The sequence below is a fragment of the Collinsella aerofaciens genome (genome assembly GCF_015548375.1).
In the GTDB taxonomy this organism is placed as follows: Bacteria; Actinomycetota; Coriobacteriia; order Coriobacteriales; family Coriobacteriaceae; genus Collinsella; species Collinsella aerofaciens_AB.
Map to the genome: position 1 here is coordinate 74,327 of NZ_JADMWW010000009.1, position 15,453 is coordinate 89,779.

The 15,453-nt window shown below is 55.6% G+C and carries 17 protein-coding genes; 8 read left to right on the forward strand and 9 right to left on the reverse strand.

Translation table 11 applies throughout. The annotated features are described in order from the left end of the window. Positions 1 to 16 precede the first annotated feature (16 nt). From miaB to hflX, 3 genes are read left to right on the forward strand one after another with little or no spacing between them, the layout of a single operon-like run. On the forward strand, positions 17 to 1,387 hold the full coding sequence (gene miaB / locus I1969_RS05485) for a tRNA (N6-isopentenyl adenosine(37)-C2)-methylthiotransferase MiaB (protein ID WP_195233659.1): 1,371 nt from the start codon (positions 17 to 19) through the stop codon (positions 1,385 to 1,387). Beyond that, a complete protein-coding gene (gene miaA, locus I1969_RS05490; RefSeq protein WP_195233661.1) occupies positions 1,387 to 2,325 on the forward strand; it encodes a tRNA (adenosine(37)-N6)-dimethylallyltransferase MiaA in 939 nt (312 codons plus the stop codon). The genes miaB and miaA overlap by 1 nt, the downstream gene beginning before the upstream one ends. Further along, positions 2,325 to 3,614, forward strand: coding sequence for a GTPase HflX (gene hflX / locus I1969_RS05495; RefSeq protein WP_195233663.1), 1,290 nt, complete (start codon positions 2,325 to 2,327; stop codon positions 3,612 to 3,614). Before miaA ends, hflX begins: the two co-directional genes overlap by 1 nt. Here the strand turns inward: hflX and I1969_RS05500 are convergent. Next, positions 3,599 to 4,303, reverse strand: a complete 705-nt coding sequence (locus I1969_RS05500; protein ID WP_195233665.1) for a heparan-alpha-glucosaminide N-acetyltransferase — start codon at positions 4,301 to 4,303, stop codon at positions 3,599 to 3,601. The two genes, hflX and I1969_RS05500, sit on opposite strands and share 16 nt — an antisense overlap. Further along, positions 4,303 to 4,947: a transcriptional repressor LexA gene (gene lexA / locus I1969_RS05505; protein ID WP_195233667.1), complete on the reverse strand. Its 645-nt coding sequence runs from the start codon at positions 4,945 to 4,947 to the stop codon at positions 4,303 to 4,305. Before lexA ends, I1969_RS05500 begins: the two co-directional genes overlap by 1 nt. A 163-nt stretch (positions 4,948 to 5,110) precedes the next feature. On the opposite strand from lexA, the gene I1969_RS05510 reads away from it, so the two are divergent. From I1969_RS05510 to dut, 3 genes are read left to right on the forward strand one after another with little or no spacing between them, the layout of a single operon-like run. Beyond that, positions 5,111 to 5,560 carry a LysM peptidoglycan-binding domain-containing protein gene (locus I1969_RS05510; protein ID WP_195233669.1) on the forward strand — a complete coding sequence of 150 codons (450 nt, stop codon included), beginning with the start codon at positions 5,111 to 5,113 and terminating at the stop codon, positions 5,558 to 5,560. Between the two features lie 51 nt (positions 5,561 to 5,611). Then, complete coding sequence (gene nrdR / locus I1969_RS05515) at positions 5,612 to 6,055, forward strand: transcriptional regulator NrdR (protein WP_022093781.1); 444 nt, start codon at positions 5,612 to 5,614, stop codon at positions 6,053 to 6,055. Between the two features lie 4 nt (positions 6,056 to 6,059). Then, entirely contained in the window at positions 6,060 to 6,503 is a 444-nt protein-coding gene (dut, locus tag I1969_RS05520; protein ID WP_195233671.1) for a dUTP diphosphatase, read from the forward strand. Positions 6,504 to 6,943: 440 nt separating this feature from the next. Here dut and I1969_RS05525 read toward each other — a convergent pair whose 3' ends face one another. After that, on the reverse strand, positions 6,944 to 8,293 hold the full coding sequence (locus I1969_RS05525; RefSeq protein WP_229028273.1) for an MGDG synthase family glycosyltransferase: 1,350 nt from the start codon (positions 8,291 to 8,293) through the stop codon (positions 6,944 to 6,946). Positions 8,294 to 8,362: 69 nt separating this feature from the next. On the opposite strand from I1969_RS05525, the gene I1969_RS05530 reads away from it, so the two are divergent. Further along, positions 8,363 to 9,301 carry an NAD(P)/FAD-dependent oxidoreductase gene (locus I1969_RS05530; RefSeq protein ID WP_195233675.1) on the forward strand — a complete coding sequence of 313 codons (939 nt, stop codon included), beginning with the start codon at positions 8,363 to 8,365 and terminating at the stop codon, positions 9,299 to 9,301. Between the two features lie 154 nt (positions 9,302 to 9,455). Next, positions 9,456 to 10,067, forward strand: coding sequence for a DUF1836 domain-containing protein (locus I1969_RS05535; protein WP_187361898.1), 612 nt, complete (start codon positions 9,456 to 9,458; stop codon positions 10,065 to 10,067). 72 nt (positions 10,068 to 10,139) lie between these two features. Here the strand turns inward: I1969_RS05535 and I1969_RS05540 are convergent, their stop codons facing one another. The 6 genes from I1969_RS05540 to I1969_RS05565 all read right to left on the reverse strand — a co-directional run bounded on the left by I1969_RS05540 (position 10,140) and on the right by I1969_RS05565 (position 14,991). Continuing rightward, positions 10,140 to 11,006 carry a DegV family protein gene (locus I1969_RS05540; protein ID WP_195233677.1) on the reverse strand — a complete coding sequence of 289 codons (867 nt, stop codon included), beginning with the start codon at positions 11,004 to 11,006 and terminating at the stop codon, positions 10,140 to 10,142. 179 nt (positions 11,007 to 11,185) lie between these two features. Then, positions 11,186 to 12,301, reverse strand: a complete 1,116-nt coding sequence (locus tag I1969_RS05545) for a coiled-coil domain-containing protein (RefSeq protein ID WP_195233679.1) — start codon at positions 12,299 to 12,301, stop codon at positions 11,186 to 11,188. Between the two features lie 32 nt (positions 12,302 to 12,333). Beyond that, entirely contained in the window at positions 12,334 to 12,864 is a 531-nt protein-coding gene (locus I1969_RS05550; protein WP_195233681.1) for an adenine phosphoribosyltransferase, read from the reverse strand. Between the two features lie 39 nt (positions 12,865 to 12,903). Then, positions 12,904 to 13,782, reverse strand: a complete 879-nt coding sequence (gene ftsR, locus I1969_RS05555) for a transcriptional regulator FtsR (protein WP_195233683.1) — start codon at positions 13,780 to 13,782, stop codon at positions 12,904 to 12,906. A gap of 3 nt (positions 13,783 to 13,785) precedes the next feature. After that, a complete protein-coding gene (locus I1969_RS05560) occupies positions 13,786 to 14,220 on the reverse strand; it encodes an FHA domain-containing protein (RefSeq protein ID WP_006236002.1) in 435 nt (144 codons plus the stop codon). 66 nt (positions 14,221 to 14,286) lie between these two features. Continuing rightward, positions 14,287 to 14,991 (reverse strand): CDP-alcohol phosphatidyltransferase family protein, encoded by a 705-nt coding sequence (locus I1969_RS05565; RefSeq protein WP_195233685.1) that lies wholly within the window; start codon positions 14,989 to 14,991, stop codon positions 14,287 to 14,289. Between the last annotated feature and the right edge of the window lie 462 nt (positions 14,992 to 15,453).

Below are 15,453 nucleotides of genomic sequence, written 5' to 3' on the forward strand. Positions count from 1 at the left end.
GTTAGGACTTATGCACATGGACCAGCGTTCCGTACGCGATATTCTTGCCGGTAAAACCTACTTTATCCGCACCTTTGGCTGTCAGATGAATCAGCACGACTCCGAGCGTGTGAGCGGTCTGCTTGATTCGTATGGCTGCCTCATGGCGCTCGATCCCGAGCATGCCGATATCGTTGTCTTCATGACATGCTGTGTGCGTGAGGCCGCCGATACTCGCCTGTACGGTCAGTGCAATTCCTGCAAAAGCCTGCCGCCTTCGCCTTCGGGCAAGCGTGTGGTTGCCGTGGGCGGCTGCATCGCGCAGCGTGATGGAGAGGGCCTGCTCACCAACGTCGATAACGTCAATGTCATCTTTGGCACGCATTCCATCGCACATGTGGCCGAGCTCATTGCCGAGGCGTTCCTTGATGGTAAGCGTCATATCCGCACCAATGAGCATGAGGATACGGATGCCATGAGCATGCCGTGGCATCGCGAGACCCAGTATCACGCCTGGGTGCCCATCATGACAGGCTGCAATAATTTCTGCACCTATTGCATCGTGCCGTACGTGCGCGGTCGCGAAAAAAGTCGCCCCTTCGAGGAGATTGTCGACGAGGTGACCGGTTTGGTGCGCCAGGGCGTGCGTGAGATTACGCTGCTGGGCCAAAACGTTAACTCATATGGTCGCGATCTGTTTGGCAAGCCGCGTTTTGCCGATCTGCTGCGTGCCGTGGGCGATACGGGTGTGGAGCGCATCTTCTTTACGTCTTCGCATCCCAAGGATCTGCTCCCCGAGACCATCGACGCCATGGCCGAGACGTCTGCCGTTATGCCGCAGTTGCACCTAGCCGTCCAGTCAGGTTCGACACGGATCCTCAAAGAGATGAATCGCCGTTATACACGCGAGGACTATCTGGGCCTGGTCGATCGCATTCGCAACCGCACGCCCGATATCGCGCTCTCGACCGACATTATCGTTGGCTTCCCGGGCGAGACTGAAGAAGACTTTGAGCAGACGCTCTCACTTGCCGAGACGGTCCGCTATGCTCAGGCCTATACCTTCATCTATTCCAAGCGCGCCGGTACCCCGGCCGCCGAGATTGACGATCCTACGCCGCATGAGGTTATTCTCGAGCGTTTCAACCGCCTGGTTAAGGTTATCGAGACCACGGCGCACGAGTACAACCAGGGTGAGCTTCATACTGTGGTGCCGGCGCTCATTGAGGGAACGAGTAAAAAGAACGACGCGGTCCTGCTGGGCAAGAGTCCCAAGAATCAGACCGTGCATGCGCCTATCCCCGAGGGTTACAGCATCGATCAGCTTGTTGGCAAGATCGTTGATGTTGACGTTGACGTTGCCAAGACCTGGTATTTGTCCGGCTCCGTTGTGGGCGAGCCGCGCTAATGGTTTCTCCCGGGGCAGGTCTTTCCGCCGTTGCGATCGTCGGTCCGACGGCGGTTGGTAAGAGTGGTGTTGCCGACCGTTTGGCGGCTCGTCTTTCGTCCGAAGTGCTGTCGTGCGATGCGATGCAAATCTATCGCGGCATGGACATCGGTACCGCAAAGATGGCGCCCGATGAGTGTACGGCGCCGCTGCGTCTCGTCGACATTGTAGAGCCGGGTGTGGCGTACTCTGCGGCGCTTTATCAGGCTGACGCTCGCGCGCATGTTGAGCGTTTGCTTGGCGAGGGCCGCCTACCGGTGTTTTGCGGGGGCACAGGCTTGTATCTCAAGGCCGCCCTGGATGAGATGGATTTTCCCTCGGGCGAGCTTGAGGACGATCGTCGCGCGGGGTATCAGGAACTTGCCGAGCGTATTGGCGAGGAAGAACTGCATGCTCTGCTTGCCGAGCGCGACCCCGAGTCCGCTGCGGTCATCCACCCCCATAATGTTCGCCGCGTGATTCGCGCTCTCGAAATGCACGATGATGGAGTGTCCTACGCGCAGCAAAAGTCGCAGTTTAGTGTTCCGCGCGAGCATTATCACGCTCTGTGGTTTGGTCTGACGCGTAATCGCGAGATGCTCTACGAGCGCATTAACCTGCGCGTCGACCTGATGTTTGAGCAGGGCCTTGTCGATGAGGTTCGCGGTCTTATGGACCAGGGGCTGGCAGATGCCCTGACTTCGATGCAGGCGATTGGCTATAAAGAGATTATCGATGCCTTTAACGGCGTGATTTCTATGGATGAGGCTCGCGAACTCATCAAGATGCGTTCGCGTCGCTATGCCAAGCGTCAGCTTTCGTGGTTTAAACGCGATGACCGTATCGTGTGGTTCGATATGGACGAGTTTACGATCGATGAGGTCGTTGAGGACATCCTGCATTGTATTGAGGCTGTCTAATGGCTCGTTTTCCTCTTGTTTCCACGGCACCCGAGCCCGAGCGTGCCATTTTGGTTGGTGTTGAATGGCGCGACAATGCATGGCCGCTCGATCGATCGCTTGACGAGCTGGAGCGCCTTGCCCATACGGCTGGTGCCCGGTGCGTGGCGCGCTTGTCTCAGCGTTTGGTAAAGCCGTATCCTAAATCGTTTATCGGTTCCGGTAAGGTTGAAGAGCTGTGCGGCCTGGTGCATCGCATGGATGCCGATGTTGTTATCTTTGACGACGACCTGACGCCCTCGCAGCAATCCTATTTGGAGAAAGCCGTGGGCGAGCCGGTAAAGATTATCGATCGTACGGCACTGATCTTGGATATCTTTGGCCTGCATGCTCAGACGCGTGAGGGACGCCTACAGGTACAGCTGGCACAGCTTCAATATCTGTTGCCTCGTCTGCGTGGCATGTGGAGCCATCTTGCCAAGGAGCAGACGCGCGGCGGCATCGGTTCGCGCTTTGGCCAGGGTGAAAGCCAGCTCGAGGTTGACCGTCGCTTGATTCGCAATAAGATTGCCGCGCTTCGTCGTGAGCTTAAGCAGGTTGAACAGCGTCGCGATGTCCAGTCCAAGAGTCGCATTGAGTCACCGGCGTTTCGCGTCGCGTTAGCCGGTTATACCAATGCCGGTAAATCGACGTTGCTCAATCGCCTGACCGGCTCTACGGTACTTTCGCAGGACAAGCTGTTTGCTACGCTCGACCCGACGACGCGTTCGTATCACCTGCCCGGCGGTCGCGGCATGACGATCACCGATACCGTCGGCTTTATTCAAAAGCTGCCGCATGGTTTGGTCGATGCCTTTAAATCGACGCTGTCCGAGGTGTTGGGTGCCGATCTAATTCTCAAAGTCGTAGATGCGTCTGACGAGGACTATGAGCGACAGCTGGAGGCTGTCGACCGCGTGCTTGATGAGATCGGCGCTGGAGAGCGTTTAACGCTGACCGTATTCAATAAAATCGATCTTCTCGATAGCGTTGATCGGCTGAGCTTCCGTCGTCGCTATCCCGAGGCCGTTCTGTTCTCGGCCCAAACGGGCGAGGGGCTCGACGATCTCGTCGATCGCATTGCTCGCGAGGCGGCTGCCACCGATGTGTTGCTCTCTGCTGATATCCCGTATCGCGAGGGCGCCCTCATCACGCTGGTGCATGAGCAGGGAACCCTTTTGCACGAGGAATATCTCGAGGATGGCGTTCGTATTGTGGCGAAGCTGCCGGCTCGTATTGCGCCGCGGCTCGAGCGTTATCGCACCGAGTAGGCGAGCTCCAAAATGCCCAGTATGATGGGCTGATGCAGCAGATAAAAGGGGAGTGCGTGACGTCCAAGGCTGGCGAGCGCCGGTAGGGGGTTGGCGTAGGTCCAGCTAGGGACGGTCTTATCGATTCCCTGCGCTATATGTGCGGCGAAGTATCCTGCAAGATACATAAAGATAAACGGGATGATGGGGTAGTAATCACCTGAAACAAACCCAGGGCTCGGAAATCCCAGCCACGCCAGGTAGGGGACAGGGTAGATTGTTTTGGGGATGCTCCAGGTGAGGGCGAACAACACAAGGCATAGGGACATGCCCCATCTCGCCGATATCCTCTTAAGGACGGGATCGGTCAACGCCACGATGCCGGTACATGCGGCCATGCAGTAGATGATGCCAAAATTAACCGAATCGTCTACTGAGACAAGCGTTGTTACCAACCAGACGACGAGTGCTGCTAAGGCGTATTTGGCGGCACGTTTGATATTGTTGCGCGAAAGGGTGCACATCCAACCCGCGATAAACAGAAATACCCAGCTGATGCTGGCGCGCCAGATGTCTTGAAAGACAGTCTGGGTAAACCAGGGCATATCCCAACCGTACAGGTAGGCGAGATCGTAGCAAGCGTGAAAACCTGCCATTGAAATCATCGTAAACCCGCGGACGGTATCAAAGATGGTGATGCGTTTTTGCATTACGAGAACCGGCGCATCAAGCCGACGACTTTGCCCAAGATAGCGGGATTCGTTGCATAGATAGGCTCCATGGTGTCATTCTCTGGCTGCAGGCGTACGCGTCCCTGCTCCTTGTAGAATGTCTTGACGGTCGCTGAACCATCAATCATGGCCACGACAATTTCGCCGTTCATGGCACTCTTTTGTTCACGGACGATGATGTAATCGCCATTGAAGATGCCGACATTGATCATTGAGCTCCCATGCACCTCAAGGATAAAGGAACCCTGATCAGTGGCGATTTCGGTCGGGATAGTAAAAGTGTCTTCTATATTCTGGTCGGCCAGAATGGGAATCCCAGCCGCGACGCGACCAACGAGCGGTAGCGAGACCGTTCCGCGAGGTGCGGTGGGTTCGTCAGATTTAGAAATTGAGACAGAGGAACCGTCCTCGTTAAAGAGTTCCAGGGCGCGCGGTTTGGTGGCATCGCGCTTGAGTAGCCCGCGCGCCTCCAGGGCAGATAGATGGGCGTGCACGGTGCTGGGGGAGGAAAGGCCCACGGCAGAAGCCATCTCGCGCACGCTGGGCGGATAACCTTTCTCCTGCTGATATTCCTTGATGAAGTCGTAAATTTGCTGCTGACGCTTGGTAATTTTGCGAGCCATCAGGGCATCCTCTCTACCCATGTCAAACAAATGTTCGAATTTTGCTTGACAGGAACAACTGTTCGAAGATAATAATAACCGAACATTCGTTCTCGCGCTAGACATTTTTGTCCGCGCGGCTTGATAAAACTGTTCTCAGCAAAACACGCGAGAGGAGAACATGATGAACGCAACGAATATGGTCCAGGGAAACCTTGCCCTTAAACTCGAGACGCCTGCCGCGCCCGCTTTTACTGTTGTCAAGGGTGGACGTTCCGGTTATCAGCCTTTGCCCGTAAAGTCTGCTCGCACTCAGTATGCTGTTGCCGCGCCGACTCCCGCTGCCCTGAAGGTCTCGACGATTGTTGCCGTCGCCGTTGCGCTCACGCTCTTTTTTGTCCTCGCTACGTCGGTCTTTAGCGCTCGTCACGCCGCGTATGCCGAGTCCGTTTCCAACGTTACCTACGAGACTATTCGCGTTCAGCCTGGTGATTCTCTTTGGTCGCTTGCCGAGGAATATCCTATCGAAGGCCTTTCCACGCAAGAGACTTCCGACATGATCCGTAACGTCAATCATCTGGAACATGGTTCGCTCGCCGCCGGTGCGCATCTTAAGGTTCCTGCTCGTTCGTAATCATTATCGCGCTGCGCATGGTACCCTTGTTATCGTTTAAGAGGAGGTACCATGCGCTGTCCCAAATGCGGTAAGGCACATACCCGCGTCGTTGATTCCCGTATGCAGGAGTCAAATAACACCATTAAGCGCCGTCGCGAATGTTGCTCGTGTAACTACCGCTTTACAACGTTCGAGCGATGCGAAGACCCAATTGAGGTCATTAAGTCGGACGGAACTAAGCAGCGGTTCGATCGCAATAAGCTGCTCGTCGGCTTGATGCGCGCCACCATCAAGCGTGATATCGACACTAAGAAGCTCAATGAGATTATCGACGACATCGAGGTCGAGCTGCGCTCTCGCACGCTGACGGCCGTCACGTCCCATGAGCTGGGTGACATGGTGCTCAAGCGCTTGGCCAAGATCGACAAGGTGGCGTATATCCGTTTTGCCTCGGTCTACCGCGATTTCAAAGACGTCGATGAGTTTCTTCAAGAGCTCGACAAGCTAAGGTGATTCCATGTCCAACATTACCGTCAACATAAAGCGTCTCGACCCCACCGTCGAGCTTCCCAAATACGCCCATCCCACCGATGCCGGCTTGGATCTGCGCTCCAACGAGGACTGCGTCCTGAAGCCCTTCGAACGTCGTCTGATCTCTACTGGGCTGGCCATCGCCCTGCCCGATGGCTACGCCGGCTTCGTCCAGCCCCGCAGCGGCTTGGCCATCAAGCAGGGCCTGTCTATAGTCAACACGCCGGGCCTCATCGACGCCCACTACCGAGGAGAACTCAAGGTTATCCTCATCAACCTGGATCCCTCCAACAACATCCAAATCAACAAAGGCGACCGCATAGCCCAACTCGTCATCCAAGAAGTCCCCAACGTCAACCTCGTAGAAGTAGACGAACTAGACGAAACCGATCGAGGAGCCGGCGGTTTCGGTTCTAGCGGCGTATTGTAATGTCCGCTCACCCGTGGGAGGCCCCTATATATCATTCCATGCTCAAACATTCTCGCTGCGCTGCGAAACTGTGCGTGGAACGATATATAGGGCCCTCCCACGGGTGAGCTACGTTTGCATGCTTGCAACTACCGTGTATCTTCGCTGGTAACCGTTAGCATTAATCAATTGGTAAGCCGGTGCGACAAGGGGATTTCTCCTTTGTCGCACCGGCTTACTAGTTGGATTTCAATTTGTTTTCAAGCAAGAAGCCTCCCGTCCGGGGCTCACCCATATCGTTCCACGCGCAGTTTCGCAGCGAGCGTAGCGAAGCGAGAATGTTTGAGCATGGAATGATATGGGTGAGTCCCGGACGGGCGGGATTAGTGCGCCCTGCGAAGCGAGAATGTTTGAGCATGGAATGATATATGGGCGGCTCCCGCCGAGCAGCGGACTATCGCCTAGCGGATATGCGCGGGTTTTCCGCCCCAGTAGAAGCGGCAGAAGGCTCGTTTGCGTTTCTGGGGTTTGCCGGTCAGCTCCATGGTTGCGATGGCGATGTCTTCGGCTGCGTGGGGGCGGCGTAGCACTTCGCCGTTGATGAGTAGGGCCTTGAGTGACTCGGGGTGGTCGTGTAGGTGACGGAGCGTCACGATGAGCTCTCGTGCTGTCGTGACGTGCATGCTGGCGCCCATGCCGGTGAGCATGGTGGTGTTGGCTTTTTCCTGGCCATATGATTTGCCGAGCAGGATCATCGGCAGATGTGCACAGAGGCACTCGGTGACCGTGAGTCCGCCCGATTTGAGGATTGCTAGGTCGCAGCCGTGCATGAGGGCCGCCATGTCGTCCACGTAGTCTAGAACCGTGACATTATCGAGCTTCATGGCGTCGAAGAGCGTCTTGAGGCGGGCGGCGTATTCCTTATCCTTGCCCGGTAAAAAGACAAAGTGCATGTCCTCAAAGCTGCGTAAGAAGGGGAGCGTGTGGTCCATCGCGGCACGGAAACGCACGTATGGTTGGGGCAAACTGGCGCCGGCCATCACCAATACGACGGTTTTGTCTATGGGGAGATTGAACTTGCTCAGCTCTTCCTCGCGATCGTAATTTGAATCGAAACCGGCTCGGATGGGGATGCCCGTTATGCGGATCTTTGACTCGGGAACTTTGCGGGGGCGCAGCGTTTCGGCCATAAACTCGTTGGCCACGCAGAACAGGTCGGTGTCCTTGTGGGGCCAAAAGCCTTCGACTTCATAGTCTGTTGGTACGCAGATGACCGGATAATCGATACCCGTAATAACGCGGGCACCCACGGCAACATTGGCTGCTGTGATGTGCGTTGCGACCACGGCTATAGGCCTGCGGCGACGAATATATTCGTTGAAGGCGGGGAACATAATTCGCGACCATGCCGTGCCGCCACCCCAGAGAAGATGCCCCGTAAGCGTATATCGCCAGGTCAGGTCGTAAATGGGGCGTGTGGCTCCCGTAAAAGAAGCCGCGGTCTTATTGCCGTCGAATTTAATACGTCCAAAATCAAGGATATCGAGCACTTCAATTTCAATATCCTCAGGGATTCCCTTGGTGCCGCGGATAAGGTCAAATGCTTGTGCAATCGCGTTGGCGGCGGCTTTGTGGCCCGATCCAACTGATGCGTGCACAATGGTTACCAGGGGTTTTTGTGCAGGTAAAACGGTCATTTGCTCCGGTTGGGGAGTGGCTTGCATGGGCAGGGGAGCGCTATTGCTCGTCTGCGTTTGATCCATCGATAACTCCCCTTCAGCTTTGTTACGCGATTTATCATTGTAGTGCATGAGTGTCATGTTCACGTAAATTTGGGTATGAGCGCAAAGAACGACAACGTTTCGACGAGAGGATTCTTCATGACTACCGATCAGCCGATTGATGTTGCGATTATCGGTGGAGGCCCCGCGGGCTATGCTGCCGCCATTTACGCTGCGCGTGCCAACCTGACGACGACCGTGATTGAGCAGGGCATGTCGGGTGGACAGATCGCCACGACCAATGAGGTCGAGAACTATCCGGGCATTCCGCTCTTGAGTGGCGCCGAACTCGGCGAGCGTTTTCAGCAACATGCAGAGGGGCTGGGAGCGCAGGTTACATGGAGCATGGTTACGGGTATCGATTACGATGCCGATGCAGCGCTGTTTACGGTGCATCACGATATGGGCGATACGCTTGCCTCGAGCGTTATCGCTTGCATGGGTGCCACGCCGCGTCCGGCAGGTTTCGCTGGCGAGGATACCTATCGCGGTCGTGGCGTTTCATATTGCGCAACATGTGACGGCATGTTCTTCCGCGGCAAACAGGTCTTTGTAATCGGTGGTGGCAATTCGGCATGCGAAGAGGCACTGTTCCTGTCAGACATTGCCAGCAGTGTGACCATCGTGCTGCGCCGCGACCAGTTCCGTGCGCCTGATGGTGTTGTTCAGAAAGTACTCAAAAAAAACAATATTACAGTTAGGTACCAAACTAGTATTGTTGAGCTTTCTGGTGAAGCGATGCCCACGACAATTACGTTCAAGGACAATGCAAGCGGCAAGACGCATGCTGAGACCTTTGAGCCTGGCTCGTTTGGCATCTTTGTCTTTACCGGGACGCAACCCCATACCGAGCTTGTTGAGCATCTTGTCGATTTGGCGCCTGATGGCGGCATTCTGACTGATGAATCCATGGCGACCCGCACGCCAGGTCTATTTGCTGCTGGCGATATCCGTTCCAAGCGCTTACGTCAGGTTGTGACCGCCGTTTCTGACGGAGCCATAGCAGCAACTAGCGCATACGCGTTTCTCCGTGGATAAGTACGATAATATATCTTATGTAAGGTTGCTATCTTTAAACAAAGTGGTTTGACGGTGCATCAATGTACTGTCAAACCACTTTTTCTTGGCGGCTATGTGGTATGCAAAACTAGATAACCTAGAATACAATATAGAAAACGAACGGAGGCCTCTTATGAACCACGCTAAACATGTTATCCCGATGTCCGATACATCGGTCAGCATTAAGCCCGAGGATATTCAACCGACGGTGCTGCCGGATGCATTTATTCAGTCCGATATGGTGGGTAAACTCAACGCGTTGAGCCTGCCACGCTATGACCAGCTGCCCAATGTAACGCTCTATCGCGATCAGGTTATTGAATATGTTGCGCTGTGGATGGAGCCGCTTTCGATTTGCGTAGAGCAGCCCGTTATCACGCCTTCGATGATCAATAACTACGTGAAGGTCGGCCTCGTTCCTGCTCCGGTTAAAAAGCAGTATGGCCGTGAGCAGATTGCGCGCCTCATCGCCATTTGTATCTTTAAGCAGGTGCTGCCTATCGCTGCGGTTCAGGCGCTTTTTAATATTCAGCGCTTGAGCTATGACGCTCCGACGGCTTTCGATTATGTAGTCGATCAACTTGAGGCATCGATTCGTGCGGCGTTTTCCGTCGAGCAGACTCCCGTGCCCGATACCGCACATCAGGTTACACGCGAATCACTGCTCGTACGCAGTGCAGTATCGTCCTTCGTTTCGAAGGCATACCTGATGAGCTATCTCAAGTTTAATGGCTTTAATAGCTAACTGAGGTATAAGACGGGCGGGATAAAGAGCCACTGGCCCCTTATCCCGCCCGCGCGTTTGACTAGTTGGACATTATCGGCCCGAAGCTACGCCCATGCCGTAACCGATGATGAGACCGTGCATCTCGGCGTAATAGGAATCTAGCCCGTTACAGGGCATGATGATGGTCTTGGAGCCGGGCCAATGCTCCACAATGCGGCTGGCAAGTGCCTGGGCGCCCGTCTCATTCTCGACATGGTCGATAATGACCTCGCCGCCAGTAAAGCCTTCGGCCTCCATGGTATCGACAATCTTGCCAAGCATCTTCTTTTCGCCACGGGTGTGCCCAACGAGTTCAATTTTGCCCGCTTCGCTCGCCGTGCCCAAAATGCGGATATTGAGCTTGTTGGCAATGACGCCGGCTGCCTTAGGAATGCGTCCGGCCTTCGCAAGGTTTTCGTAATTACACAGGCTAAAGAGGATCTTGCTGTTCTGCTCCAAGCTATCAAAGTAAGCGCAGGCGTCCTCAAAGGAAACATCCGGGTTACACGCAAGATATCGATCAAACAGTAAGAAGATCAGGTCCATCTTGCCGCCCGCTGCCCGCGAATTGACCAGGTGAATCAGGCGGTTGGGCTCCTCGGCAAGTACCATATCGCGTGCCGCAGCAGCAGCATTGTAGCTTCCCGAGACGCCCTCAGAGATGGGCATGCAGATCGTCTTGTCGGCAAGTCTGAAGAGTTCGGCCCACTCCCCTACGCTTGGACAGGCGCTCGAAGAAGCGCTCGACTCCGCCTGCACGGCGCAATTGAGCTCGTGAACATCGAGCGAGAGGTCGTCAACGAATTCACGCTCCCCCACTCGGATCTTAAGGGGTGCAAATGCAAAGGTGGTATGAGGTGCGGTTGGTTGCCAATCGCGAAGATTGCAGCTCGAATCGGAGATAAGTGCCCAGCTCATTGAGGGTCCTTTCTAATTGTTCCCCAACAATTATAGCCATCTTTTTGATTGATCAGTACGGCTATCTAGTTTTGAATACTAGATAGCCGTACTGATCATATGCCAAACGGTAAGGGAAAAAAGAATGGGCCTCGTGACTCAAGATCGCGAGGCCCACGTTCGTTCGCTGCAGTAATAAATTAGTAGCGCACGAAAATGTAATTGTTGTTCATGCCAGCAGCGACGGAGCTGATGATGACGCCCGTTTTGTAGTCGGAAGCATGGATCATCTGACCATTACCGATATAGATGCCTGTATGGTAGGAGTTAACCACAACATCGCCGGGTTGCGGATCGGACACGCGGGTCCAACCCATGAAGGTGCCGGTGGTGCCCAGGCGGCAGTAGCGGCCCGTGAGGCAATAGCTTACAAAACCGGAGCAGTCAAAGCTGTTCGGTCCAATGCCGCCCCAGGAATAAGCGTATCCGAGCTTGCTGTAGGCGCGCGAAACAACGGTACCGCCGTCAACGGACTGGCTCGGTGCGGAAGGCGTCGGAGTCGGAGCAGGCGTCACGGGCTGCGGCGTGGGGGCAGGAGCGGGCGCGGGCGTGTTGCCGCCGCCGTTGTTGGTCGTACCGCCACCATTGTTGGTGTTCTCGGTCGTACCGGCAGTGTCGTTGCTCACCGTGGCCTTTTCGGCGGTGCTGGCATTGATGCCAGCCTGAAGCGCGGCGTTGGCCTCGGCCTCGGCAGCAAGCTCGGCCTGCAGCTGTGAATCCAGGGAGTTCACGACACTCTGGGCCTCAGCCTGCTGGGCATTGAGCTCGTCGACCTTCTTCTGCGTCGCGGCGACGTTCTTCTCCTGCTCGGTCTGCTTATCGGTGAGCTGCTGCTTAAGGTCCTTGACCTCCTGAATGGTCTGGGCCTGCTTGTCGGAAACCTTGCCGTAGTAGAACAGACGGTTGAGCATGTCGCCCAGATCGTCGACGCCCGTCAGAACCTGAAGGAGACTCAGACCGCCAGTCTTGTACTCACCGGCAACGTAGCTCGAAAGCTTTGCCTGACCCTCGGCAATCTCTTGCTGCTTTTGCGTGATCTCGCCTGCAGTCTGATCAAGCTCCTGCGTCTGTGCGGAGAGTTCTTCATGAATTTGCTGGGTTTGGGTGCCAATCTGCTCGAGTTTGGTACGAGCAGCGGCAAGGTCGGATGCGGTATCGGCATAGGCCGGAGCCACGAGGCCCAGGCCCAAAACACAAGCGAGGGTTGCCGTAGCAGCGCAGCGTGCCATGTTTTTGTGCGTGTTTGCTGTGCGCATGGAGCTTCCTTTCCGGTATCTAAGGGTAGCGGCTAGTCCACCGTTACCAGGCTAAAGAGCTCAACGTCCTCGTTAGAAGGCGTGAGCTTCTTGCGCGGGTTGAGAAACGCAAGCTCAAGGATACAACCGTAGCCCACAAGCTTTGCGCCCATATCTCGCACCAGTTTACCTGTTGCCTCGACGGTTCCGCCCGTCGCGACCAAGTCGTCCAGAATCAACACGGTATCTTTAGAGCTGATGGCATCGGCGTGGATCTCGATAGAATCCGTTCCATACTCGAGCTCGTAGCTCTCGCTTACCGTCTTGCGCGGCAGTTTGCCCGGCTTACGTGCGGGAACAAAGCCGGCACCCAGGGCGACGGCCACGGGCACACCGACCATAAAGCCGCGGGCCTCGGGTCCTACGACCTTGGTAATGCCCATGCCAGCAAAATGCTCAGCCAGGGCATCCACCATGGCCTTCAGGGCCTCGGGATTGCCAAAGAGCGGTGTGATGTCCTTAAAGACGACTCCGGGCTCGGGATAGTCGGGGATATCGACGATATGAGATTCGAAGTCGTACATGGCGTGACCTTTCATGGATTGCCGAAATTTCAGCTGAGGTTATTTGCCTGCGGTGGAGGAGCCGGATTGCGAAGGGGCGACGACCTTGAGCGGCTTTACGAGAGAATCCTCGTGCGAAGCCGGCGCGGCTATCTCTTCGTTTTTGGCCTTGGTGGACTCGGAGCGAGTGATTTCCTCATCGAGTGCATCGATGTCGGCGTCCTCGACCACGGCGTTGAGCGACTCAAAAACGCGGTTCTTGAGCAGCGCAGTGTGCACACCTTCCGTTAGGTCGTGAAGCTTCTTAAACGCACGCTCGAGCTTGGCGTCGCGCTCGTCATCGGAGGTATCCATTCCGAGCATGCTCACGAGCACCTGCTCAAACATCGAGGACTCGCGGTTGGCGGAAGACACGTACTGACGCAGGTTGCGCGGCTCGATATGGAAGCGTGACAGCTCGGAGCAGTAGCGGATGATTGGGAAATCGCGGCCATCGACGAGCTCTCGATTCTGCGGGCTCTTGATGATGCGAATGAGGTCGTTTTCGGCAAGCGAGCGGATAAACGAAATTTCGACGCCCAACATATCGGGAATGGTCTCGATGGGATGCAGCTTTTGCTTAGTCTCCTTGGGCTCCGTCTTGAGCGGAACATCGGACAGCAAGCCCACCTCGTAAGCGAGCGTTGACAGGTCCGTGGCGTTTTCCAAGCGCTGCTTAATTACGTTGAGCGGCATGTAGCGAGTCTTCTGCAAGTGCAGAATGACCTCCAGGCGATCAACGTCCTCCTTGGAGTACTGACGGTATCCCTTAGGCGTACGATGAGGGGTAATGAGCCCCTCATCCTCTAGAAATCTAATTTTTGAGTTCGAAAGATCGGGGTATGCGCCTCGAAGTAGGTTGACGACTTGGCCGATACTCAGATAGTTGCGTTCGGCCATGCCCTACTCACCGGTTTCGATGCGCTCCGGCGTGCTCTCGTGGTAGATGAGCGTAAACGTACCGATCTGGACGGAAGAGCCGTCGTGCAGCGGGGCCGCGTTGACGATGGCACCGTCGACCCAGGTGCCATTGAGCGAGCCCAGGTCCTCGATGCGAGCGCCAAGGCCCTCGCGAATAATGCGCGCGTGGCTGCGCGAAACAGTCATGTCATTGAGGAAAATGCCGTTCGCAGGATCGCGGCCGATGGTGGTCACGTCGTCCTCGAGCTCAAAGGCGGCACCAGTCTGCGGACCCTTGACGATGGACAGAACGGGGGCGGTGATGCGCACGTTGGCCATGAGGTCGGGAACGGTGACGTCGCTTGAAGGCACGCGGAATACGCAGGTAGCGTCAGCAGTCTTATCATTCTGAGGCATATTGTTAACCATGTTGTCCATGACAACCCCTAACTTATCGCGGACGTGCCGCAAATAATGAACCGTACGTAATCATACCCCAACGAATCAGTCTTCGATTTCAGGGTTCAGAAAGTCGATGTCCTCGTCCTCGGGATGCGCGAGAGCCTGTTTAATGGCCGCTCCGCCCTTAATGGAGTAGATGACAGCCGTGAGCATGGAGAAGATCACGCCGCCGTACACAAAGAAGATGCCGAGGGGCACCGAGCTTCCGTTGAGGCCCGGGAAGGCCGTGAGGGTTGAAGGTAAAAGATGCAGGCCGTCAATAACGGGGAACCCGAGCAGCATGAGCGAGAAGCCGGTCATAAGCAGCGCCGTGGCAATCTTGCCAGGAAAAACTACGTCGATGGGACGGCGATGATAGTGGCGCACGATGAGCGTGCCGATTCCCAGGTAAATATCGCGGCCGATGATGAGCACGCAGACCCAGATGGGAAGCTCGCCGCGGACTACCAGGCCCAACACGCCGGTAAACAGCAGGGCGCGGTCGCAGACGGGGTCCATCATCTTGCCGAGCCACGAGACCGTCTTGGTCATGCGAGCAATCTGACCGTCCATCCAGTCGGTGGAGGCCGCGATGGCATAGATGACAATGGCGACGACACGGTTGTTGTCCGTCACAAACAGGTACAGAAAGACCAGCGTGAGGATCAGGCGCGTGAAGGTAATGAAATTGGAGATCGTGAAGATCTTATTCGACGGGTAATCGGAGGTGCCGATAAGCTCCTTTTTGATCTTCTTTTTGATGCCCACAGGACTCCCCCGCTGGTAAACGACAAAACTTTCGATACTATACCCGTTCTGGCGATGTCTATCCAGCGTAAGCATAGAGAGTCCAGACATGTGGAGGGTGGTTCTGAGCTGCGCTGTATTCTGCAATTGTGTACATCAGTCACCAAAAACGACATTTTTCGGGCTCTTTGGTGTCTGATGTACACGTTTTGATTTGGTGATTACATCGATCGGGAAAGTTGTTGCTTTAAGCAAATGCGTGCGGGTCGAGAAGGGCTGGCGCCAAAAGAGCCCAACGGCCGTTACGGCTTCGTTAGAAACGCGCCCCACCATGGATGGTAAACCCGAAAGGTAAGGCGAGCGGGCACGGTGGCTCGGCCCGCACGCCCGGAAGAGAAAGGATAAACCCATGGGTTACATGCTCGAGACGCGCGGGCTCACCAAGCGCTTCGGCCGCGGCGACCAGGCGCAGGACGCCGTGGC